Source organism: Xanthomonas sp. NCPPB 2864, assembly GCF_056675615.1.
On record NZ_JBWWVS010000001.1, the window covers coordinates 303,281 to 325,678 of the forward strand.

Genomic DNA, 22,398 nt, shown 5'->3' on the forward strand with positions numbered 1-22,398 from the left:
TCGGCTCGAACGGAGGGACCTCAAGTATGCGGTCCATCACAGGCCGCAGTGGTATCGGATGAAAATATATCTTTCCATCCGCATGAAGAGATTGACACCGCAAAAAAGTGGTGGCATCTTGGCTTCACCATCGAGACCGGCGGAGGGACAGGCCCTTTGATGCCGGGGCAGCCAGCGGAGCGCGCAAGCGCCCGCGTTTGGTGCCAAATCCTGCGGGGACCTCCGCGTCCGCCGAAAGATGGTTCGAATCGTGCCTTGCGCACGTCGAACGCGAGCTCCCGCGAAGCTCGATGGCCGATCCACCCCGGATATCGCCATGAGCCTCGTGAATACAGCATCGCCATCACCGACCGATTACGCCGAGACACCCGCCACCACCGATGACGGCTTGATTGCCGTACGCGGCGAGCGTGTCATTGCCCTGCCGATGCGCCATGCCGGCATGCGCGAGCTGCGGCTGCGCTATGAACTGATCGGCGCCGCCAATGCGCCGGTGGTCTTCGTGGCTGGCGGGATTTCTGCGCATCGCCATCTGGCCGCCAGCGACCTGTTCCCCGAGAAGGGCTGGGTGGATGGCCTGGTGGGTGCCGGCCGCGCGCTGGATCCGGCATCGCGTCGCCTGCTGGCGTTCGACTTTCTCGGTGCCGACGGCACGCTGGATGCGCCGATCGACACCGCCGACCAGGCCGATGCGATCGCCGCCTTGCTGGATGCGCTGGGTATCGCGCGTTTGCATGGCTTTGTCGGCTACTCGTACGGCGCGCTGGTCGGTTTGCAGTTCGCGACCCGCCATGCCGCTCGTGTCGGTACCCTGGTTGCGGTCAGTGGCGCGCATCGCGCCCATCCCTATGCCGCCGCCTGGCGTGCGTTGCAGCGCCGCGCGGTGGCGCTGGGTCAGCTGCAATGTGCCGAAAACCATGGGCTGGCGCTGGCACGGCAGTTCGCCATGCTCAGCTACCGCACCCCGGAAGAATTCAGCGAGCGCTTCGACGCGCCGCCGGAAGTGATCAACGGCCGCGTGCGCGTGGCCGCCGAAGACTATCTGGATGCCGCCGGCGCGCAGTACGTCGCGCGCACGCCGGTGACCGCCTACTTGCGGCTGTCCGAATCCATCGACCTGCACCGCATCGACCCGGCGCAGGTACGCGTGCCCACCGTCGTCGTTGCGGTGGAGGGCGACCGCCTGGTGCCGCTGGCCGACCTGGTCAGCCTGGTCGAAGGGTTGGGGCCGCGCGGCAGTCTGCGCGTGCTGCGCTCGCCGTATGGCCACGACGCCTTCCTGAAAGAAATCGATCGCATCGACGCGATCCTCGCCACTGCCCTTCGCATCACCGGAGAAACCGCATGAGCTTTCGTGACCCCGCCGACGCCCCCTGTACCGCCGCCACCGCCGCCGTCCGCGCCGGTATCGATCGCGACACTGCCTATGGTGCGGTGACGCCGCCGATCGTGCTGTCGTCCAACTTCTCCTTCGATGGTTTCGGCAACAAGCGCCAGTACGACTACACGCGCAGCGGCAACCCGACCCGCGATCTGCTCGGCGAAGCGCTGGCCGAGCTGGAAGGCGGTGCGGGCGGGGTGATCACCTCCACCGGCATGGGCGCGATCAACCTGGTGCTCAATGCGTTGCTGCAGCCGGGCGACACCCTGGTGGTGCCGCACGATGCCTACGGCGGCAGCTGGCGCCTGTTTAACGCGCTGGCCAAGAAGGGCCACTTCGCGTTGATCACCGCCGACCTTACCGACCCGCGTTCGCTGGCCGATGCTTTGGCGCAGTCGCCCAAGCTGGTGCTGATCGAAACCCCGTCCAACCCGCTGTTGCGCATCACCGATCTGCGCTTCGTCATCGAGGCGGCGAAGAAGGCTGGCGCGTTGACCGTGGTGGACAACACCTTCCTGTCGCCGGCGCTGCAGAAGCCGCTGGAGTTCGGGGCGGACCTGGTGCTGCACTCCACCACCAAGTACATCAACGGCCACAGCGATGTGGTGGGCGGTGCGGTGGTCGCGCGCGATGCCGAACTGCATCAGCAGCTGGTGTGGTGGGCCAATGCGCTGGGCCTGACCGGTTCGCCGTTCGATGCCTTCCTCACCTTGCGCGGTCTGCGCACGCTGGATGCGCGCCTGCGCGTGCATCAGGAAAACGCCGACGCCATCGCCGAGCTGCTGGACGGGCATGCGGTGGTCAACCAGGTGTATTTCCCCGGGCTGACTGCACATCCGGGTCATGCACTGGCCGCGCGTCAGCAGAAGGGCTTCGGCGCGATGATGAGTTTCGAGCTCGACGGTGGCGAAGCCGCAGTGCGCGCGTTTGTCGATGGCCTGCGTTATTTCACCCTGGCCGAGTCGCTGGGCGGTGTGGAAAGCCTGATCGCGCATCCGGCCTCGATGACGCATGCGGCGATGACCGCCGAAGCCCGCGCTGCCGCCGGGATTTCCGATGGCCTGCTGCGGCTGTCGATCGGCATCGAGTCTGCAGAAGACCTGTTGATCGACCTGCGCGCCGGCCTGGCGCGTGCCGAAGCGACGCTGACCAGCGCAAGCCGCAAACAGGTCGACGCGTGAGCACTGTGCTGCCTGTTTCGCGCCGCGCTTCGGCGGCAGCGGTGACGCCGACACCACGGCTGGCCTTGCTGGGAACCGGGACGGTGGGGCGCGCGTTCGTGGCGCGCTACACTGCGCTGCAGGAGCGCCAGCTGCAGTTGCCGCGCTTTGACTGGTTGGCCAACTCGCGTATTGCCCACGATTGCGGCACCAGCGCCGCACAGGCCTTGCAACAGGCCAATGCCGCGCCGCGTGGGCAGGCCGTGCTGCAACCCTGGGCGGAAACCACCGCCTTGCGTGCCGGCGATGTGCTGGTGGATGCGACCGCCAGCGAGGTCGTTGCCGACTGGCATGCGGAATGGCTGCTGCGTGGCGTACACGTGGTCACTGCCAACAAATTGGGCCAGGGCACTGCGTTGTCGCGCGCACAGGCCTTGCACGCGGCGCGTCACGCCAGCGGTGCGCACTACGGCGATAGCGCCACCGTGGGGGCGGGGCTGCCGGTGCTGAGCAGCGTGCGCGCACTGGTGGCGGGTGGCGACCATATCCACTCGATCGAAGGGGTGTTGTCCGGATCGCTGGCATGGCTGTTTCATCGCTACGACGGTACCGGCGCATTTTCCGATTGCGTGCGTGAGGCGATGGCGGCCGGCTATACCGAGCCGGATCCGCGCATCGATCTGTCGGGCGAGGACGTGCGGCGCAAGTTGCTGATCCTGGCGCGCGCGGCGGGCTGGCAGCTGGAAGCCGAACAGGTGCATGTGGAATCGCTGGTGCCCGCAAGCATTGCGCGGTTGCCGCTCGATGCCTTGGATGCACAACTGGGCGCGCTGGATACGGTGGTCGGCGCGCGCTGGCAGCAGGCACGTGCCGCGGGGCGTTGCCTGCGCTTCGTCGGCCGTGTGGACGCACATGGTGCCAGCGTCGGCTTGCGCGAGTTGGCGCTGGATCACCCGCTGGCCGGCGGCGCCGGCACCGATAACCGTGTCGCCATCAGCAGCGATCGCTATCGCCAGCAGCCATTGCTGATCCAGGGGCCGGGCGCGGGTGCCGAGGTCACGGCGGCGGCGTTGCTGGATGATGTATTGCGGATTGTGGCTGGGTAGCCGGTTAAGGACATGGAGAGGCGCCGGCGCTCTTTGAGCGCGGCTGTGGGGCGCGCGCTGTCGATTGGATCGCCACGCGTGTTGATGGCCTGCCGACTGCTCTGCACCTTGCAAACGGCTCAGCTGCAGCTCGCCCTTGCGCAAGCTGCAGCTTCCGAGGATGCGTTGGTCATGCCAATCGCACCGCCGCTGGCATTGCTTACGGCGCAATCGCCTTCAGTAATGCGGCATTGAACCGTGTCGGGTCCTGCACCTGCGGCGAATGTCCGAGATCGGCGAACTCGACGAGCTTCGCGTTCGGAATCGCCTCGGCCGCACGCTTGCCCAGCTTGGTGTAATCGCCGACACGTGCCTTGACCTCGGGCGGTGCGGTGTCCTTGCCGATCGCGGTGCGGTCCTTGAGGCCAATAAACAGCGTGGTCGGCACGCTCAGTTTGGGCAGTTCGTACACCACCGGCTGGTTGAACACCATGTCGTAGGTCAGCGCCTGGTTCCAGGCAACCGCCTGCCGGCCGTTGCCCAGCGACATGCCGGCCTGCATACGCGCCCAGCGTTCGAACTCGGGCTTCCACTGGCCGGCATAGTAGACCTCCATCTGATACTTCTTGATGCGCTCGAAGCTGATCTTCAGTTCGTTGTCGTACCAGGCATCGACGCTGCGCCACGGAATGCCTTCGGCCTTCCAGTCTTCCAGGCCGATCGGGTCGACCAAGGCCAGGTGCTCGGTGGCCTGCGGATACATCAGCGCGTAACGGATGGCGAGCATGCCGCCCATCGAATGGCCGACCACCACCGCACGTTCGATACCCAGCTTCTTCAGCAGCGCCTGGGTGTTGTCGGCCAGTTGCGCGAAGGAAAACTGATAGGCGGCCGGCTTGCTGGATTTGCAGAAGCCCACCTGGTCAGGCGCAATGACGCGGTAGCCGGCGGTGCTCAACGCGGCAATGGTCTGTTCCCAGGTGGCGGCGCAGAAGTTCTTGCCATGCAGCAGCACGGCGGTGTGCCCGTTGGGTTTGCCGGTGGGCGCGACATCCAGGTACGCCATTTCCAGCGGCTGCCGTTGCGAGGTAAACGCAAAGGTCTTGACCGGATAGGGGTAGTCGAAGCCTTCCAGGCGCGGGCCGTAGCTGGCTTCCTGTGCCATCAGAGGGCCGCAGGCCAGGGCCAGGGCGAGAGTGCAGGCAAGCTGTCGCATCGCGATCTCCGTCGGAATCCAGCGTCAGACGGTACATGGCGGCATGTGGTGGGGACGTACAGCACTGGCATGCGACTGCATCGGCGGCCGCTGCCGTTGGACGCATTGCCCAGTTTCGCGATGCCTGGAGAGTGACTGCAATACATGGCGCGGCCCGGGGCCGCGCCCGGCTCAGCATTCGATAACGTTGACCGCCAGGCCGCCGCGGCTGGTTTCCTTGTACTTGTCCTGCATATCGCGGCCGGTGTCGCGCATGGTCTTGATGACCTTGTCCAGCGACACCTTGTGCTTGCCGTCACCGCGCATGGCCATGCGGCTGGCGTTGATCGCCTTGACCGCGCCCATTGCATTGCGTTCGATGCAGGGGATCTGCACCAGGCCGCCGATCGGGTCGCAGGTCAGGCCCAGGTTGTGCTCCATGCCGATTTCGGCGGCGTTTTCGATCTGCCCCGGGTTGCCGCCCAGCGCGGCGACCAGGCCACCGGCGGCCATCGAACAGGCTACGCCCACTTCGCCCTGGCAGCCGACCTCGGCGCCGGAAATGGAGGCATTTTCCTTGTAGAGGATGCCGATGGCCGCAGCGGTGAGCAGGAAGTCGAAGATGCGCTGCTCGGATGCGCCGGGGCAGAAGCGGTCGAAGTAATGCAGCACCGCCGGGATGATGCCGGCCGCGCCGTTGGTGGGCGCGGTGACCACGCGGCCACCGGCCGCGTTTTCCTCGTTGACGGCCAGTGCGTAGAGATTGACCCAGTCCAGTGTGGTCAGCGGATCGCGCATTGCCGCTTCCGGTTTGGACGACAGTTCGCGATACAACGCCGGTGCGCGCCGCGAGACGTTCAGGCCGCCCGGCAGCGTCCCTTCCTGGCGGATGCCGCGCTCCACGCAGGACTGCATTGCCGCCCACAGCTCGCGCAGACCAGCGCGAATCTCGTCCTCGCTGCGCCAGCTCTTTTCGTTTTCGAACATCAGCGCGGCGATGCTCAGGCCGCTGCGTGCGCATTGCGCGAGCAGTTCGTCGCCGCTGAGGAAGGGGTAGGGCAGCGGCGTTTCGTCGGCCACGATGCGGTCGTCGGCGGCATCGTCCTGGTTGACCACGAAGCCGCCGCCGACCGAGTAGTAATCGCGCGTGGCGATCACTGCTTCATCGGCATCGTAGGCGGTAAAGCGCATGCCGTTGGTGTGGTAGGGCAGCTTCTGCCGCTTGTTCATCGGCAGGTCGCGTTTTTCGTCGAAGGCGATGACGTGCTGGCCCATCAGGCTGATGCGCTTGCTGGTGCGGATGCGCTCCAGCGTGGCCGGGATGATGTCCGGGTCGATCAGGTTGGGGCGGTGGCCTTCCAGGCCGAGCAGCACGGCCTTGTCGGTGCCGTGGCCGCGGCCGGTCAGGGCCAGCGAGCCGAAGACTTCGGCGCGGATGCGCACCACATCCTGCAGGCGGCCGGCATCCAGCAGCCAACGATGCACGAAGCGCTCGGCCGCGCGCATCGGCCCCACGGTGTGGGAGGAACTCGGACCGATGCCGATCTTGAACAGGTCGAACGTGCTGACAGCCATGCTTGCCGGAGAGGTGAGCGTAAAGGCGGCTATTCTAGTCGCTCGGCGCTTGCGGCACGGCTGCAGCGCAGCATGGGAGCTCCCGATGGCCTTGATCCTGTACCAGCGCGACGACTGCCACCTGTGCGACCAGGCCGTGGAAGTGCTGGCGCAGGCACGCGCAGGCGAGTTCGGCAGTGTCTTCATCGACGGCGATGCGGCGCTTGAGGCCGCTTACGGGGAGCGCGTGCCGGTGGTGGGCGATGCGCACGGGCGCGAGCTGGATTGGCCATTCGACAGCCGGCGGTTGCGCGAGTGGTTGAATGCCGGCACGCGATGAAGCGGCGTGTTCGCCTCCGGTGCGCGCCATATTTTGGATCTGGAGTGGCTGAAAACGACTTCGTGCCGGTCTGGTGCGGAGCGGATGATCTGGGCCTTCGCTGCAAGGCGGCCGATCTGCTGCTTGGCTGCAGGGCGCTTGCCCGCCCACCCTCGCGGGACACGCCGCACGTATGTCCGTGTAGGCGCTTACGCGGCATCCATGCCGCGTAAGTTGCCGTGACGGTGGGCGGACAAGGACCCGTCGAGCTGGTCGGTGTGTATGTTTTCAACAACACAACCGGCATCTGTCTGGTGAGGGCAGCGCGCCTTCGACCGACTCAGCGTTTGGTCTCGGCTTTTGACTGCATCCAACATGATGGGGCTAACAAACGAATCGTGTCGGCCGCCCGTTCAAGGTGTCAGCCGTATTGATTCAATGACACCACTGCTGCTCGCAGGGCACGCCATCGTGGTCGCCGTCCATCGTTGTGTCGGGGCAGTTGCGCAACACCCAGGTGGCATCGTCGCAGGAGGTCATCTGCGAGCAGTGTTTGCGGCCGCCGCAGCTGTAGTGCGGTGTGGGTGCGGTTGTGGCCGACGTTGTGCCTGCTGCTGCAGCTGGCGTTATCGCTGGCGAGCTCTGGAGCGCTGCGCGGTCTGGCAGTGTCCTGGTTGCCGACGCCCGCGCCGGAGCTGCAGACGGAGTTTTAGTGGGTGCAGGGGCTGGCAGCAGTGCGTCCCGATTGAGGTACGCATAGCCGCCAGCACCTGCCACAAGCAGCAGCAACATGACCTTGCCCAGCCCGAGCGAGCGATGGGGCGATGGTGATCGCGCTGCCGCATGCTGCCGGCGCGCACCACGTCCGGCTGCATGCTGGCCAGCGCGCATCACACGCACGGCCTGCCGTCGCCCATCCTTGCCCGGTTCGATCTCAAAGGAAATCAGCTCGCCGATGCGTGGCGTTTCGAAGCCGCGGGGAAACGCTGAAATGTGCACGAACAAATCATCCCCCGGCTGCGCCGGCGTGATGAAGCCGAAGCCGCGATCGGTATTCCAGCGGGTCAAGGTTCCATGTGTGCGCATCGGCGGCGTCCGTGGGATGGATGCCGAGTCTAGCTGTCGCGCGGTGTCATCCGGCCGCCAGGCACAAAAAAACGGCGGACCCGACGAGGTAGTCCGCCGTTCAATGGCCGCGTCCGGTTGCGGCCGGTGGCGTTACTTCGCCTTGAACACGACCTTGGTGCTGATCGCGGTTTCGTTGGGAATGGTCTTGGTATCGGCCCAGTCGCCGCCGCCGACGCCGAAGTCCAGGCGCTTGACCAGCGCCTTGCCGGCCAGCACCGGCTGCGTGCCGGGTGTCCAGGTGAAGGTCAGCGTGACCGGCTTGCTGACGCCGCGCAGTTCCAGCGTGCCGTCGGCCGCGTACTGGTTGCCGCCGAGTGCACGGAACTTGTCGGCGCGGTAGCGCGCGGTGGCGAACTTGGCGACGTTGAAGAAGTCCGGCCCCTGCAGGGTCGAGTCACGGTCGTTGTTGCCGCTGATGGCACTGGCCAGCGGGATGCGCACATCGAGCTTGGCGCCGGCAAGATTGGCCGGGTCGAAACTCAGCGTGGTGTCGAAACCGGGGAACTTGCCGGTAAACACTTCGCCGTCGTACTTGCTGGCAAACACCAGCGACGAGCCGGGCGCCTGCACGTAGTCGGCAGCGAGGACCGGGGCGGTGGCGAACGTGGCCACCAGCGAGGCGGCGACCAGCAGGGGAGAGGCGAACAACCTGGACGACATGGGGAATCCTTTAGGGTTTGGAAGAGAGCCAGCCACGCGGCAACATCCGCACCAAGGTGGCGTCACGCTGGAACAGGTGGTGGTAGAGCGCAGCGCCGGCATGCGCCAGCACCACGGCAATCAACAGCCAGAAGCCCCACTCGTGGATGAAGTGCGCAACCGCACGCAATTGTTCGTCCGGCGGGCTGAGCTTGGGCACGGCGAACAGGCCAAACCAGCGGAACGGGCGCAGCCCGCTGGTGGAGTCGTACAACCAGCCCGACAGCGGCATCGCAAAGATCATCGCGTACAGCAGCCAGTGGGTCAGCCCGGCGATGCGCTCCTGCCAGCGTGGGGTGCCGGCCACCGGCGGCGGCGCGCCCGCATAGAGACGCCAGCCCAGCCGGACGATCACCAGTGCCAACACGGTCAGGCCCACCGACTTGTGCGCGGTGTAGACCCAGAAGTATTTCGGTGTCTTGGGCAATTCGCCCATGGTCAGGCCGACGATGCCCAGCACCAGGATCAGCAGTGCGATCAGCCAGTGCAGGGTCTGGCTGACACCGCCCCAGCGTTCGATGTTCTTCAGGGTCATGCTCAGGATTCCGGGCTGGGCGCAGCGTCAGGGGCGGCGGGTGCGTTTTGGGGTTGCGGCGTGTCGTCGTCGGCGCGGCCTTCGCGCACGGCTTCGGCTTCGATGCGCAGTTCCACCGTATCGCCGATCATCGATTTCCACGCGTCGATGCCGAACTCCGCACGGCTCAGCGTGGCAGTGGCGGAAAACCCGGCGGTGCGGCGGAACGGCGGCAATGGATGGCGCTTGAGCGCATTGAGGGTGACGTCCAGGGTGACCGGGCGGGTGACCCCGTGCAGGGTCAGATTGCCGGTGACCTTGGCGTGGTTCTCGCCGCTGGCTTCCACCTGCGTGGAGACGAAATGCGCGTCGGGAAAGTGCTCGGCGTCGAGTAGGTTGCGTGCCAGGGTGGCCTCGTTCCACTTGGCATCGCCCAGGTCGGCGCGGCGCAGCGGCACGGTCACGTCCAGCCGTGCCGAGGCCCAGTCGTCCGGGTCGAACACCAGCGTGCCGCTGGTTCCGGAAACGGTGCCCAACGCCTTGGAAAAGCCGGCATGTTCGACCGCAAACAGCACCCGCGTATGCACCGGATCCAGCGCGTAACGCACCGGCGCGGCGGTCGCGGCAAGGCTGGTCACGACCAGGGCGGGAAGCAGCAACAGGCGGGCGAGGGTTGTCATGGGCGGATTCTAGACATATCCCGCTGCACCGCGCTTGGCTTGCGCTCGCAACGATCCGTTGCGAGCATGCGGGCTGGACGTGGAAAGGATGCCCACATGCGTGCGCTTGCTGTTTTGTTGGTCTTGCTGCTGGGCGCAATGCCCTGTGTGGCGAAGATTCCGGAGATTCCGCGTTTCCGGATCGTGGGTCCCAGCGACGGACTCCCATCGACCATGGTGGTTGCGATCCACCAGGACCGCGCCGGCTATCTGTGGCTTGGCACCCTGGATGGTTTGGTGCGGTACGACGGCGCAGGATTCAGGACCTGGCGACATGATCCTTCCGACCCGACATCGTTGCCCTGCAACGCGATCCAGGCGCTGCACATCGACGCGCTTGACAGGATATGGATCGGCTGCGGCAAGACGCTGAGCGTCATGGATGCCGGACGAGGCCATTTTCGGCACTACCGCGCGGTTGACTATCCGTCGATGAAGGACGGCGAGATCTACAGCATCACTGCGTTCGACGGCGATATCTGGGCCGGAACCACGACCGGCGCGCTGATTCGCCTCGATACTTCCGGCGTGATGTCGTCGGTGGATCTGGGTACGCTCGATGGCGACCTTGACCAGGCCATGGTCATGAATCTTGCGGCGGACAACCGGCAGCGGCTGTGGATCGGAACCACCGCTGGACTGGCGTATTACGACGGAAAACGTCTGCATCGCGTCTATGTCCCGGACGAGCCTAATCGGCAGTCTGCCATCTTCGGTCTGCAATGGGCGGGGGACCGTCTGTGGCTGGGCAGCGAGTCGGGGCTGCACGTCATGGGATCCGACGATCGATGGCAGCCGCTTCCCTGGGGGACGATGTTCGGCACCGGCAACGAATTCTGGGGTGCAGTGGCTGCCCCGGACGGCGAATTCTGGTTGGGAAGCGGACGCGGTCTGTGGCGGACCCGCGGCGAGCGTCCACCGGTCCCAGCCTTCAGCGGAGAGGGGGCTTTGTCACGCCGGAATGTCATTGGCCTGCTTGGAGCCGCTGATGGCGGGCTATGGGTTCCGATGCATGGCACCGGCCTTGGGTACTTGCCGGCAGACTGGAAGCGCACTGCCGTGCTCAAACCCGCGGTGCCGACGGGTGATGCCATCTATTGCAACCTGGCCCCTGCCACACGGTCCGGTGGTCTGTGGCAAGTCGATGCGGAAGGTCGCTTGTTGCGGGTCGATCCAAGCACTGGCGACACGTTTCAGACAGGGTTGCAGTCGTCGCAACTCAAGGACATGGAGTTGGTGTCGGCGCTGGAGGATCGCCTGCAACGTGTCTGGCTAGGCAATTTGAGCTTTGGCCTTTCCCGCATGGACCTGCGGACCGGTGAATTCATCCACTGGCCGTCCGATGGCCCCGAACCGGCGTCGGCGCTATCGGCGCCTGACTGGATCATCGAGCATGGCGATACGGTGTGGATGGCCTTCATCGACATGCTGCAGCAGCGCGATCTGCGTAGCGGTCGTGTCTTGCAGCGCATCACCCAGCAGGACTTGCACGGTTTGCGCGATATCGCCGTACAGCAGCTGGAACAGGGCCCGGACGGGCGTGTCTGGGCTGCAGGCGAAGGCGGCATGTTTGCCTGGGACGAAGCGTCACACCAGTTCGTGCCGGTCCCAGGGTTGGAAGGGACGCAGATCCAGGCGTTTGCCAGCCAATCGCCGGAGATGGTGTGGGTGTATCGGGCTGTCGGTGCAGAACAATGGAAAAAAACCGCAACACGTTGGGTGCGCGTGCGTCAGGTGGGCCAGGTGGATGGCCTGACCGGGTTCGATGCGTCCGCAATGCGGATCGACCCGCGTGGCAGGGTCTGGATTTCCAGCTTGCGCGGGCTATGGCGGATCGACCCTTCGGTGACGCCGGCACGCCTACGCAATATTGGTACACGCGATGGATTGACCAGCCAGGAGTTCATTCAGCATTGTCTGTTAATGGCGGGCGATAGCCTGATCGGGGCGACCAGCGATGGCTCCACCGTGCTGCTGGATACCGCAATGCCCGATATCGCACCGTTTGTTCCGGCACTGCAGCTGGAACATGTCAGTGTGCTACGCAATGGTGCACGCATCGCGTTGCCAATGGATCGCCCGTTTCAGCTTGGCCCTGGAGATCGGCAGCTGCAGATCGTCAGCCGTCTGCTGTCGTACAGCGACCCGCTGTCCAATCGTTATCGCAGTTTCTTGAAAGGCTTCGACACCGAATGGCAGACCTCGGGCAACGCGGGAATCCGGGAATTCGCCAGCTTGCCTGCCGGTAGCTACGAACTCACACTGCAAGGGGTGGATCCGCTGGGCAATCGCTCACAGATGCGCTCGCTGCGGTTCTCGGTCAATCCACCGTGGTGGCGCAGTGACGCAGGCATCGCGCTCATTTGCCTGCTTGTGCTGCTGCTGGGCGCATTGCTTGCGGCAGCCTACCGCCGCCGTGTGCGCATGCGCGCGCAGTGGCAGCTGGCCCAGCACAAACGCGAGCTGGCCGAGCAGGCATCGTTGGCCAAGACACGCTTTCTTGCGACCCTGGGGCACGAAGTGCGAACGCCGATGACCGGTGTGCTGGGCATGAGCGAGTTGCTGCTGCAGACGCCCTTGGACGGACGCCAGCAGGGTTATGCCAGCGCGATCCAGCTGGCCGGCAAGCATCTGCTGCGGCTGGTCAACGATGCATTGGACCTGGCGCGGATCGAGGCCGGCAAGCTGCCGCTGGATTACCGCGACTTCGATCTGCGTCAGCTGATCGGGCAGGTGGCCGAGCTGGTGCGCCCGAGCGCCGAGCAGAAGCGGCTGGCCTTCGCCTGCGAGCTGGATGACGCGCTGCCGCCTGCATTGCATGGCGATGCCAGCCGGGTGCAACAGATCCTGCTCAACCTGTTGTTCAACGCGGTCAAGTTCACCGAGCGTGGCAGCGTCAGCCTGCGTGTGGGGGTGGTGCCGCAAAGCCACGGGCAAGGCATCCGGATCGAAGTGTGCGACACCGGCCCGGGCATGAGTGCAGAACAGCGCGGGCGCCTGTTCCAGCGCTTCGAGCAGGCCGAAGGCGCCGTGACGCTGGCCCGGCATGGCGGCAGCGGCCTGGGCCTGGCGATCTGCCGCGAACTGGCAGCGGCGATGGGCGGTGCGGTGACGGTCAGCAGCGAACTGGGGCAAGGGGCGTGTTTTGTGGTGGAGCTGCCGCTGCGCTGGGTGAGTGCGCTCCCCGCAGTGCCTGCGCCTGCACGGGCAAGCTCGCCGCAGGCACGGGCGCCATTGCAGTTGCTGCTGGTCGAAGACGACCCGACCGTGGCGCAGGTGATCGTTGGCCTGTTGCAGACGCGTGGCCATCAGGTCACCCATGTCCTGCATGGTCTGGCGGCGTTGGCCGAGGTGAGTACGCGCCGCTTCGACGCGGGGCTGTGCGATCTGGACCTGCCGGGCATCGACGGTGCGGCGCTGGTGGCGCAGTTGCGCGCGCGCGGCGTGCGTTTTCCGATCGTTGCCGTCACCGCACGTGCCGATGCCGACGCAGAACCGCAGGCGATGGCCGCCGGCTGCAATGGCTTCCTGCGCAAGCCGGTCACCGGCGAGCTCCTTGCACAGGCGTTGGCACGCGTGCTGGCCGATGCCGCCGCTGCGCATGACGTCCCGGCCGTCGGCTGAGCTGTCATCGCTTGCCCGGTCGTACGGTTGCCGCCTGGCGCCGCTGCAACAGCGTTGAACCGGATCGAGGCCCCCCTGCATGCGCTGGTTCGGGCCGGGAGGTGAAAACGGACGAGCGACGCGACAAGCCCGCTCGGGCTTGCTCGCACCGCGTGCGGCCCGCACTATGCGGCGACTTGTCGTGAAACCTGTCCCGTGCGCCTTTTTTCGTGTTTTTCCTACTGGTTGATCGCAGCGGTGTCGCTGTGTGTGTACGTCACGGTGCCACCTGCGCGGGCGGCCACGGGCGCGCTGCTCACGCCGGTGCCCAGCCAGGTCACGGTCGCCGACGGGCTGCCCTCGGACACCGTCAGTGAGCTGGCCGAAGATCAGCAGGGCTATCTCTGGATCGCCAGCGATGACGGCCTGGCCAGATTCGACGGGCGCAACTACCGCATCTGGCGGATGGAAGACGGCTTGACCAGCAACGCGATCTGGACCATCTGCGTCGATCGCGACAATCGCGTGTGGATGGGATTCGAGAACGGCGGAGCCGGTTTTCTGGAGCCCAAGACGCGCGCGTTCAGGCGGCTGGAGAACCCGCAGTTTCCGGAGCTGCGCGAAATCACGGTGTGGGCGCTGGCCTACACCCCGAACGGCGATATCTGGCTTGGTACTGCGGCCCACGGGCTGTATCGGCGACGTCCCGACGGCAGCATGCAGCGCTTTTCCAACGTGCCCAGCGACCCGACCAGCCTGCCGTCCGACAGCGTGATCGGGTTCGAGGTCGCGCCCGACGGAACATTGTGGATCGGGACCCATGGCGGGCTCGCACGCTGGGACGGCGCGCATTTTCAGCGGGTGTCGTTGCCCGGAACCACGCAGGCGGTCAACCGGCTGCACATGGAACGCAGCGGCAACACCTTATGGGTCTCGGATGTGGTCGGCGATGCGTTTCGCGTGGACGCCGACGGCCAGGCGCGGCCCCAGCCGTGGCAGAAGGCCGTGAGCAAGCGGCGGGTGATGGGAGTGTTGCTGCACGACCGCAGCGGACGCTATTGGCTGGACACCGAGAGCGGCCTGGGCCTGTCCACCGCAGGAACCGACATCAGCAGCGTGCCGGTCTACAGCCTGTCGGCGCATGGCCTGGTCAGGCGCAACTGGATTACCGCTTACGAGGATCGGGAGGGCGGGTTGTGGTTTGCGGCGCTTGAAGGTGGCCTGTGGCACCTGCCTCCGCATTGGGACACCTTTGCGGTACTGGCCCACCACGGTGCTGATCCACAGTCGCTGACCAATCCGTCGGTGCTGGCGACGGCGTCTTCGGCTGCGGGCGGTGTCTGGCTGGCTGGCTCGCGGCATGCGCTGGAGTATCTCGATGCGGCGACCGGCCAATTGCAGACGCATCTGACGCAAATCGATGCCCGTCCGCCCGACTCCATGCTCGAAAGCCGGCGCGGGTTGGTCTGGATCGGCGTCGAAGGAAAACTGGTCCGGTATGACCCGCAGAGCGGGCAGGTCAAACGCTTGCAGCTACGTGAGGACGTCGAGCCTGATCCGGACGGTGCGGCGGACCGTCCGGGCTGGATGGCTGAGGACGCGCAGGGCCGCCTGTGGGTGACAGTGCTGGAATATGGCCTGCAAATCCGCAACCAGGACGGGCAACTGCTGCGGACCATCGTCAATGGCAGTCATGGACTGGAGGTGTTGACCATCCTGGACCTACGCCTCGGCCCGGATGGTCAGATATGGCTGAGCAATAACGCCGGCCTGCGGCGCTGGGACCCCGCCGCCGACCGATTTGTCCCCGTCGACGGTACACCGTCCCTGCCGACCTATCTGTTCCGGCTGGGAGAGGGGGGCGTGGTCTGGACCGGGTTGGCCGGTGAGATCCGGCGGTATCTGTGGGACGGAAAGCGGCTCAAGCACCTGGACACGGTCGGAAAGGAGCAGGAGTTTCCGTTGGTGGCACCCAACGGCCTGGTGGTCGACGCCAGGGGCGTGGCGTGGGTGTCCAGTCAACGCGGGCTGATCCGGATCGATCCCGGCAGCAGGTTGGTGCGGGTGTACGGGGTGCACGATGGGCTGCCCAACCAGCAGTTGCAGATCAACACGCTGGTGCAGGCCGGCAGCGGGCGCATCGTCGCCGCATCGCCCGACGGCGTGGTGGTGTTCGACCCGGCCACGATGCGCCCCAGCACCCGCAGGCCGCCGTTGATCATCGAACGCGTGGGCCTGCGGCGCGGGGAGCGTGGTCTGGATATCACCGGGCAAGAGCCGCTGACGATGCAGGATGGCGACCGCGATCTGCATATCGTCGCGCGCCTGCTCAGCCTGGCCGATTCCGAATCCAACAGCTACCGATTTCGGTTGAGTGGCTACGATCCGGACTGGATCGATGTCGGTCCCAGCGGCGAGCGGCAGTTCTCGCGGCTGCCCGCGGGGCATTACACGCTGGAAGTGCAGGGGCGCACCGCCGACGGCATCTGGTCGGCCAGCCAGACGCTACGTTTTCAGGTGCTGCCGCCCTGGTGGTTGTCGCCATGGGGACTGGTGTTTCTGGGCGTGCTCGCGCTCTGCGCCATCGCCGCGGCGGTGTTGTTGTATCGCCGCCGCCTGCGGCGTTTGAACGCCTGGCAGCTGGCCGTGCACAAGCAGGAGCTGGCCGAGCAGGCGTCGCTGGCCAAGACGCGCTTTCTGGCCACGCTCGGCCACGAGGTACGTACCCCGATGACCGGCGTGCTGGGCATGAGCGAGCTGTTGCTCAAGACCTCGCTGGACAACAAGCAGCGCAGCTATACCGAATCGATCCGTCGTGCCGGCGCGCATCTGCTGCGCCTGGTCAACGATGCGCTGGACCTGGCGCGGATCGAATCCGGCCGTCTGGAACTGGATCTGGAGCCGTTCTCGGTACGCCAGCTGGTGGCCGAGGTGGAAGGCCTGATGGCGCCCCTGGCGCAGGAGCGTGGCCTGCGTTTCAGCCTGGAAGTAGGGCTGCTTGGCGACATCACCGCCAGTGGCGATGTCACCCGCATTCGCCAGATTCTGCTCAACCTGCTCAGCAATGCGATCAAGTTCACCGAGCGCGGCGTGGTCGGGCTCAAGCTGACCACGCTCGGGTCGTATCAGGGGCTGCGTTTCGAAGTGGCCGATACCGGCCCGGGCATCAACGCCGACCAGAAAGCGCGCCTGTTCCAGCGCTTCGAACAGGGCGACGGCGCCAAGACCACTTCGCGCTATGGCGGCAGCGGCCTGGGCCTGGCCATCTGCCAGGAACTGGCGATGGCGATGGGTGGGCATATCGAAGTGATCAGCCGGCTCGGCGCGGGCACGCGCTTCGTGGTGGATCTGCCGCTGCGCTGGGTCGCTTCCAACGCCACGCTCGGTGGTGAGGTGGCGCGCACCGGCGGCACGGTCGCCCCGCAGCGTATCCTGCTGGTGGAAGACGACCCCACCATCGCCGAGGTCATCGTCGGCCTGCTGCGTTCGCAAGGGCACTCGGTGGTGCATGCGCCGCACGGGCTGGCCGCGCTGACCGAAGCGGCCGACAACCCTTTCGACCTGGCCTTGCTCGATCTGGACCTACCCGGGCTGGACGGCTTTGCCCTGGCGCGGCAGCTGCGCGTGTTCGGTTACGACATGCCGCTGGTTGCGGTGACCGCACGCTCGGACGAAGAGGCCGAGCCCACCGCGCAGGAAGCCGGGTTCGACAGTTTCCTGCGCAAGCCGCTCACCGGCGACATGCTGGCCGACACCATCGCCGAGGCATTGCGGCGCGAACGCCCGCGCGAGCAGATCTAGAGCCGTGCACCGCAGTTGAAATCGCACACGGCGCTGCGCTGGCGCGCGGCGCTGGTCGATGGCGCAGCGGCCGCGTCATTCGGCGACTTCTTCCACCTGCCTGGGATGTGGCCGCGTCTCGGCCAACTGCCAGAAGATCAGCGTCGACGACAAGGTGATGCCACCGACGCACAGGAAGGTCGCATGCAATGCGGCAGTGGCGCCGTGGCTGTCGCCCAGATGTGTGTTGAAGGCGGCCAGCAGACTGCCCGCTGCCGCCGCGCCGAACCCGGTGGCCAACATCATCACCATCGATAGCAGGCTGTTGCCGGGGCTGGCCTGCTCACGATCCAGGTCGCGCAAGGTCACGGTGTTCATGACGGTGAACTGCAGCGAGTTCACCGCGCCGAAGCAGGCCAGCTGCACCAGCCGCAGCCATAGCGGCTGGCCGACATCGACCAGCGCGAAGCTCGCCATCGCCAGGCCCACCAGCACGGTATTGAGCATCAATACGCGGCGATAGCCGAAGCGACCGACCAGCTTCACCGCTGCACGTTTGGCCGCCATGCCGGCCAGCGCCACCGGCACCATCATCAGCCCGGCATTCATCGGGCTCATGCCCAGGCCGACCTGCAACAGCAGCGGAATCAGCAACGGCATCGAGCCGCTGCCCACCCGCGCAAACAGGTTGCCCAGGATGCCGATGCGATAACTGGCCACCTTGAACAAGGCCAGTGGAAACAACGCCGCCGGCGTGCTGGCCGCATGCAGCCAGTAACCGGCCAACGCGGCCAGCCCGCCGATGGCCAGCAGCATGACGAAGGCATGGCGCAGGCCGAGCTCGGAGATGCCGTCCAGCGCCAGCGACAGTGCCACCATGCCGAACGCCAGCATCAGATAGCCGATCAGATCGAAGCGCTGGCGTGCATCGCCGTAGTGGTCGGGCATGATCTTCAGCGCGGCGATGAACCCGATCACGCCGATCGGCAGGTTGATCAGGAACACCCAGTGCCACGAGGCGACTTCCACCAGCCAGCCGCCCAGCGTGGGGCCGACGAGTGGGCCGATCAATGCGGGAATCGCGATGAAACTCATCGCGCGCAGGAAGTCGGCGCGCGCCACGGTCTTGAGCACTGCCAGCCGGCCCACCGGCAGCAGCATCGCCCCGCCAATGCCTTGCACCACGCGCGCCGCCACCAGCTGCGGCAGCTGCTGCGCGGCGGCGCACAGCAGCGAGCCCAGCGTGAACACGATGATCGCCGCCAGGAAGGTGCGCCGGGTGCCGAAGCGGTCCGCAATCCAGCCCGATGCGGGGATGAACATCGCCACCGCCAATGCATAACTGAAGACCACCGACTGCATCTGCAGCGGGCTTTCGTGCAGGCTGCGCGCCATCGACGGCAGCGCCGTATTGACGATGGTCGCATCCAGCATCTGCATGAAGATCGCCAGCGACACCAGCCACAGCAGCGGCTTGATGGTGTCGTAGGCGCGCAAGGTGGGCACGGGTTGGGACATGAGCATCGCCATCGGGAAGACAGCGCATTATCCCTGCGCGCGCGTGCAGAACGTCGCAACACTATATACGACGCCATTGCTTGAGCCCGTCGCAGCGTCGCATCGCCGCAGCGGCAACGAGTGAGACGCGCCGCACCCAATCCAATTGCGGACAAGCCCGATGCTACGAATCGTCGGGAACGGGCTGTGGCGGCGTGCTAATGCCAGATCTGGCTTGCACCAAGCGGTTGCTTTGCTGGCGAATCGTTTTGCGCCTGCCACCGTCCAGTCACCGCAAGCGAGCGTTGTCTCACATCAGGGTGGATCGACCGAGGGCGGGCGAGGGGAGCGTTCGTAGAAAAAGCGGAATGCACGCTTGGAGCTTTGCCGACGGTCTGGTCAGGGATGGCGCGACTTGGGTCTGGCCGCCTTCCGAGCGCGCCAGTAGATCAGGTCGAAAGCATCCATGGAAAAGCAAGTCTTTGATGTAGTGCAGCGCGCCTATTTCCCAGGCGATCCCTTGGAGAAAATGCTGGGAAAGATCGCTGCACAACTGTCGCAGAGCGCGATCACGAACGGCGCGGTATGTAAGTTTGTCGCGGTGGAGCATCACGGTCCACCGGGTCCGGTTCTGGCAGAAACCCAGCCCCCGCCCACGCAGTGTTTTCTCGTCCAGCACGGCCGGCAAGTGCTCGGCACACTGAATGTCACGCCGGCTCAAGAACGAATGACCTCGGAGGCGATGACGCTGTGCCAGCAGATCGCAAAGTATTGTGCGTACCTGATCAAGCGCGATGCCGCGCGGGCAATCGCGCAAGACCGGTTTGGTCGCGCGCTGTCGATCGTGGGCGTGAGCGAAGAGGTCTTGACGATCGACGAATTTGTCGAGCACGGCGCATACAGTCGCTTGCCGGTCATCGTGCGCGGCGAGTTCGGAACCGAGAAGGAAACGGTGGCCGTTTTGCTGCATGCAGCTGCACCCTGGCGGGAGGGGCCGTTCGTTGCGATCGACTGCGCCGCTCCCGGCGACGCACCGGCGGCATGGTTCAAGCGCGGGGCCGGGGGAACGCTGTTCCTGCAGAGCGTGGACGAGCTCGACGACGCGCTACAGCGCCAGTTGGCCGGGCAGCTTTGTGGCCTCGGCGGGCCATGGTCCGCCGTGGACGTCGAGGACTCTCCACGCGTGGTCGCCTCCACGACCGCTGATCTGTCGCGCCGCGTACGTGCCGGACGCTTCTCGCGGGCACTGCTGTCGCAACTGGATGTCCTATCGATCGAACTTACCCCGTTGCGCAAGCGACGGACAGATATCGGCTTTCACGTCGAGCATGTGCTGGACCGGCATGGCCTGGATCACGGTCAGGTGGTCACCGAGGTGTTGATGGACGCCCTGACCCACTACCCATGGCCGGAAAACCTCCAGGAGCTGGAGCGGGTGGTGCTGCGCCTGGCGGTCATGACAGCCGGCAGGCCGATCGGCAGCGCCGACATCCAGCGCCACGCACCGCGTCTGTTGGAAGGCCGGGTGAAGGGAGCGCAGCGCGATGCATGCGCCACGGTGTCGCAACCGGCCGATCTTCCGGCTGAGCCCACGCCGCCGGGAACGCCTGTCGACTGGATCGACGGCCTTCCGCATCGCCCCGGGCAACGTCTCGCCACCCTGCACGACGCACTGCGGCGCGCCCTGGTGCATCTGGGCGAGCACTATGCCGAGCCGCTGACCCTGGGCGATCTGGCACGGCAGGCGCACGTTAGCCAGTCGCATCTGGGCTTTCTGTTCCGCGACGAACTCGGCACCCCGTTCAAACCGATGTTGCAGCAGCTACGGATCGAAAAGGCCAAGGAGCTTTTGCATCAGCAGCGCAAGCTGCGCATCACCGAAGTGGCGCTAAAGGTCGGTTTCGGCGACCTGAGCCATTTCGAAAAGAGCTTCCGACGGCTGGTTGGGGTGAGCCCGCGTGAGTTCCGTAGGGTCTATGGCCAGGATTGACCGTCAGATATGAGGCCCCAACTTCGTGCTGGGTTCATCGGCTGGGCCCAGCATGCGGTTGCTTACAAATGCGCCGCCTCTCAGAAAAAATTCTATTCAAGCACCGATTGGTTGGGGTGGCCGACTTGCGGCGCCCGAAAAGATCGCCCGCGCCGGGTCGTGCCCATCGGCTGTCTCTACCTCTACTACATGCGCAGCATCGATCGCGTGCGTCAGCAACCCGTCCAATCCCGCTTCACTCCTGCGCTGCCGACAACGAGCTGGCATCATTCGGCCACGGGTACGGCAGTGCAAGGATGGTCCCGGATTGCTAGCGATCAGGTCCAGCGTAGCGAAAAAGCGCAGTTGTGGCACGGTTGGGCTGCCTGTAACGCATTGGGGCGGTCGGGCGAGTGAGGTCTTTCAGGGACGACTAATGAACCGCCCTGTGGTTACCGGGAACCACTGAGCCAGCAAGTCCCTTTCAATGGCCTCCGGCCTTCCTGTCAGATCGGCATAGTGCTCGATGTAAACACTGCGATGGTGCCAATTTACAAAGATCGGATCGGGGTGCAGCATCGGTAGCGATGTCAGGCCCGCAACAACCGCACCGGAACCCACGGCTGCCCATCGGTCTCCGCTTTCCGTTTCCACACATCCCATGCCGTAGCCCAGTTGCCGCATTGCGATGTAGCTTCTATCGTCCTTGAGAATTTGTTCGTAGAGTTCCAATAAGCCGGTATCCTTCAGATTCAGGCATGAGCCGAGCTGCGTCCCATTATCCCGCAGGAATGTCTCCGCAAGATGCCGCACCATTTGTCCTGGTTCCGGAAAGATCTGGTTGCCGCCGCCCTTGCCATTCTTGGATGCGTTTCCGACAAGGGTCGCATGGGCACCAGGCATGAGGATTAGTTCCTTCTTTACTTTTACGTCCGGGATGATCGGAGTAAAGCCGCGCGCCCTCTCATCGCGTGCGTATACGGCGCGGTATTCCAGCACGTTGGTATTCAGTGTTGTCCTGTTTAACTGGAAATTTAAAGGACCTGGTACCGGGTCTATCGCAAAAATGTTGACGCAGATGTGGCGGAGCTGCGGGTCGGCATACATTGCATTGGCCATCATGTGGCAGGTAACTGCGCCACGGCTCCAGCCAATGAGGTTGACGCGGTCAGGCAGTGGTGTTCGCAGGACTTTTGCTCGCGCCTTTTGTAAAGCTTGGGGAACGATTTTTCGGTGCTTATTGGCAGGGGTCCAGCCACCAAAAGTGTTCTGCGGCTCAAGTCCAGCTGCTTCGGCAGCTGACTTTTCCCTTTGTAGGATGCGTATTTCCGCATCTGTCATTAAGGTCCTCATATGGCTGGGGTCCTTCTTGATCACCGCAATCGCGTGCTTGACGTTCTCCTCCCAGCCCGAGCCAAAAGTAGTACCCCGAGCATCAGTGTAGTTCCCCGGGAGTGTCCATTTATCGTTTTCTTGTTGATTCCCGCTGCCCGGTCCATCTGCTATGAGCCAATCATCGAACTCCACCCCGAGATGGTTGCGTGCCAATGTGGAGATAAGCTGTCCTTCGCTGTAGTTTGCACTGTCGTAATCCAGGCTGTTCGATCCTGTCCCGCAAAAGAATACTGTGAATGTTGACATTCTTGATGTCTCCAGAATCTCGGGTGGTTGGGTCGCTGTATTAATCTATGTGTGGATTACGGAGCTCGTGCACTACGGTGGTATGAGGGTGAACTCTTGATGCATTCATGGAGTGAAATGTGGCTTTTTCTGCTAAACTTTCGCTGTAGTCGAG

At 64.9% G+C, this 22,398-nt stretch carries 15 protein-coding genes and 1 riboswitch; of the genes, 7 read left to right on the plus strand and 8 right to left on the minus strand.

Annotation, left to right across the window (positions count from 1 at the left end; genetic code table 11):
* The first annotated feature begins 124 nt into the window (after nt 1-124).
* Nucleotides 125-245: riboswitch (SAM riboswitch) on the plus strand.
* A gap of 71 nt (nt 246-316) precedes the next feature.
* From metX to AC1KVE_RS01160, 3 genes are read left to right on the plus strand one after another with little or no spacing between them, the layout of a single operon-like run.
* Entirely contained in the window at nt 317-1,348 is a 1,032-nt protein-coding gene (gene metX / locus AC1KVE_RS01150; RefSeq protein ID WP_046343729.1) for a homoserine O-succinyltransferase MetX, read from the plus strand.
* On the plus strand, nt 1,345-2,562 hold the full coding sequence (locus tag AC1KVE_RS01155) for an O-succinylhomoserine (thiol)-lyase (RefSeq protein ID WP_349778018.1): 1,218 nt from the start codon (nt 1,345-1,347) through the stop codon (nt 2,560-2,562). Before metX ends, AC1KVE_RS01155 begins: the two co-directional genes overlap by 4 nt.
* Nucleotides 2,559-3,647, plus strand: a complete 1,089-nt coding sequence (locus AC1KVE_RS01160) for a homoserine dehydrogenase family protein (RefSeq protein ID WP_349778019.1) — start codon at nt 2,559-2,561, stop codon at nt 3,645-3,647. The genes AC1KVE_RS01155 and AC1KVE_RS01160 overlap by 4 nt, the downstream gene beginning before the upstream one ends.
* Nucleotides 3,648-3,846: 199 nt before the next feature.
* On the opposite strand, the gene AC1KVE_RS01165 is transcribed toward AC1KVE_RS01160, so the two are convergent.
* On the minus strand, nt 3,847-4,842 hold the full coding sequence (locus tag AC1KVE_RS01165) for an alpha/beta fold hydrolase (protein WP_046343724.1): 996 nt from the start codon (nt 4,840-4,842) through the stop codon (nt 3,847-3,849).
* A gap of 171 nt (nt 4,843-5,013) precedes the next feature.
* A complete protein-coding gene (locus AC1KVE_RS01170; RefSeq protein ID WP_024939240.1) occupies nt 5,014-6,396 on the minus strand; it encodes an L-serine ammonia-lyase in 1,383 nt (460 codons plus the stop codon).
* A gap of 85 nt (nt 6,397-6,481) precedes the next feature.
* Here AC1KVE_RS01170 and AC1KVE_RS01175 point away from each other — a divergent pair, with 85 nt between their 5' ends.
* Complete coding sequence (locus AC1KVE_RS01175) at nt 6,482-6,715, plus strand: glutaredoxin family protein (protein WP_024939239.1); 234 nt, start codon at nt 6,482-6,484, stop codon at nt 6,713-6,715.
* Between the two features lie 414 nt (nt 6,716-7,129).
* Here the strand turns inward: AC1KVE_RS01175 and AC1KVE_RS01180 are convergent, their stop codons facing one another.
* The 4 genes from AC1KVE_RS01180 to AC1KVE_RS01195 form a co-directional block, all read right to left on the minus strand.
* On the minus strand, nt 7,130-7,762 hold the full coding sequence (locus AC1KVE_RS01180) for a cold shock domain-containing protein (RefSeq protein WP_481092008.1): 633 nt from the start codon (nt 7,760-7,762) through the stop codon (nt 7,130-7,132).
* 150 nt (nt 7,763-7,912) lie between these two features.
* Nucleotides 7,913-8,482 (minus strand): YceI family protein, encoded by a 570-nt coding sequence (locus AC1KVE_RS01185; RefSeq protein WP_184608866.1) that lies wholly within the window; start codon nt 8,480-8,482, stop codon nt 7,913-7,915.
* 10 nt (nt 8,483-8,492) lie between these two features.
* Entirely contained in the window at nt 8,493-9,056 is a 564-nt protein-coding gene (locus AC1KVE_RS01190) for a cytochrome b (RefSeq protein ID WP_054591487.1), read from the minus strand.
* A 2-nt stretch (nt 9,057-9,058) separates the two neighbouring features.
* Nucleotides 9,059-9,715: a YceI family protein gene (locus tag AC1KVE_RS01195; RefSeq protein WP_481092007.1), complete on the minus strand. Its 657-nt coding sequence runs from the start codon at nt 9,713-9,715 to the stop codon at nt 9,059-9,061.
* Between the two features lie 96 nt (nt 9,716-9,811).
* Between AC1KVE_RS01195 and AC1KVE_RS01200 the strand changes: the two genes are divergently transcribed.
* Both AC1KVE_RS01200 and AC1KVE_RS01205 read left to right on the plus strand, forming a co-directional pair.
* The gene (locus AC1KVE_RS01200) at nt 9,812-13,378 is read left to right on the plus strand and encodes a hybrid sensor histidine kinase/response regulator (protein WP_481092006.1); all 3,567 of its coding nucleotides are present in this window, start codon (nt 9,812-9,814) and stop codon (nt 13,376-13,378) included.
* A 237-nt stretch (nt 13,379-13,615) separates the two neighbouring features.
* Complete coding sequence (locus AC1KVE_RS01205; RefSeq protein ID WP_425519001.1) at nt 13,616-17,158, plus strand: hybrid sensor histidine kinase/response regulator; 3,543 nt, start codon at nt 13,616-13,618, stop codon at nt 17,156-17,158.
* 75 nt (nt 17,159-17,233) lie between these two features.
* Here the strand turns inward: AC1KVE_RS01205 and mdtD are convergent, their stop codons facing one another.
* Nucleotides 17,234-18,655 (minus strand): multidrug transporter subunit MdtD, encoded by a 1,422-nt coding sequence (mdtD, locus tag AC1KVE_RS01210; RefSeq protein ID WP_166770626.1) that lies wholly within the window; start codon nt 18,653-18,655, stop codon nt 17,234-17,236.
* 445 nt (nt 18,656-19,100) lie between these two features.
* Between mdtD and AC1KVE_RS01215 the strand changes: the two genes are divergently transcribed.
* On the plus strand, nt 19,101-20,624 hold the full coding sequence (locus AC1KVE_RS01215; protein WP_481092005.1) for a helix-turn-helix domain-containing protein: 1,524 nt from the start codon (nt 19,101-19,103) through the stop codon (nt 20,622-20,624).
* Between the two features lie 402 nt (nt 20,625-21,026).
* On the opposite strand, the gene AC1KVE_RS01220 is transcribed toward AC1KVE_RS01215, so the two are convergent.
* Nucleotides 21,027-22,244, minus strand: coding sequence for a hypothetical protein (locus AC1KVE_RS01220; protein ID WP_184613333.1), 1,218 nt, complete (start codon nt 22,242-22,244; stop codon nt 21,027-21,029).
* Nucleotides 22,245-22,398 lie beyond the last annotated feature (154 nt).

What these genes read in the sequence shown, in the direction of transcription:
- metX (WP_046343729.1), top strand. Translation starts at nt 317, where the DNA reads ATGAGCCTCGTGAATACAGCATCGCCATCACCGACCGATTACGCCGAG.
- AC1KVE_RS01155 (WP_349778018.1), top strand. Translation starts at nt 1,345, where the DNA reads ATGAGCTTTCGTGACCCCGCCGACGCCCCCTGTACCGCCGCCACCGCC.
- AC1KVE_RS01165 (WP_046343724.1), bottom strand. Translation starts at nt 4,842, where the DNA reads ATGCGACAGCTTGCCTGCACTCTCGCCCTGGCCCTGGCCTGCGGCCCT.
- AC1KVE_RS01170 (WP_024939240.1), bottom strand. Translation starts at nt 6,396, where the DNA reads ATGGCTGTCAGCACGTTCGACCTGTTCAAGATCGGCATCGGTCCGAGT.
- AC1KVE_RS01175 (WP_024939239.1), top strand. Translation starts at nt 6,482, where the DNA reads ATGGCCTTGATCCTGTACCAGCGCGACGACTGCCACCTGTGCGACCAG.
- AC1KVE_RS01185 (WP_184608866.1), bottom strand. Translation starts at nt 8,482, where the DNA reads ATGTCGTCCAGGTTGTTCGCCTCTCCCCTGCTGGTCGCCGCCTCGCTG.
- AC1KVE_RS01190 (WP_054591487.1), bottom strand. Translation starts at nt 9,056, where the DNA reads ATGACCCTGAAGAACATCGAACGCTGGGGCGGTGTCAGCCAGACCCTG.
- AC1KVE_RS01195 (WP_481092007.1), bottom strand. Translation starts at nt 9,715, where the DNA reads ATGACAACCCTCGCCCGCCTGTTGCTGCTTCCCGCCCTGGTCGTGACC.
- AC1KVE_RS01200 (WP_481092006.1), top strand. Translation starts at nt 9,812, where the DNA reads ATGCGTGCGCTTGCTGTTTTGTTGGTCTTGCTGCTGGGCGCAATGCCC.
- mdtD (WP_166770626.1), bottom strand. Translation starts at nt 18,655, where the DNA reads ATGTCCCAACCCGTGCCCACCTTGCGCGCCTACGACACCATCAAGCCG.
- AC1KVE_RS01215 (WP_481092005.1), top strand. Translation starts at nt 19,101, where the DNA reads ATGGAAAAGCAAGTCTTTGATGTAGTGCAGCGCGCCTATTTCCCAGGC.
- AC1KVE_RS01220 (WP_184613333.1), bottom strand. Translation starts at nt 22,244, where the DNA reads ATGTCAACATTCACAGTATTCTTTTGCGGGACAGGATCGAACAGCCTG.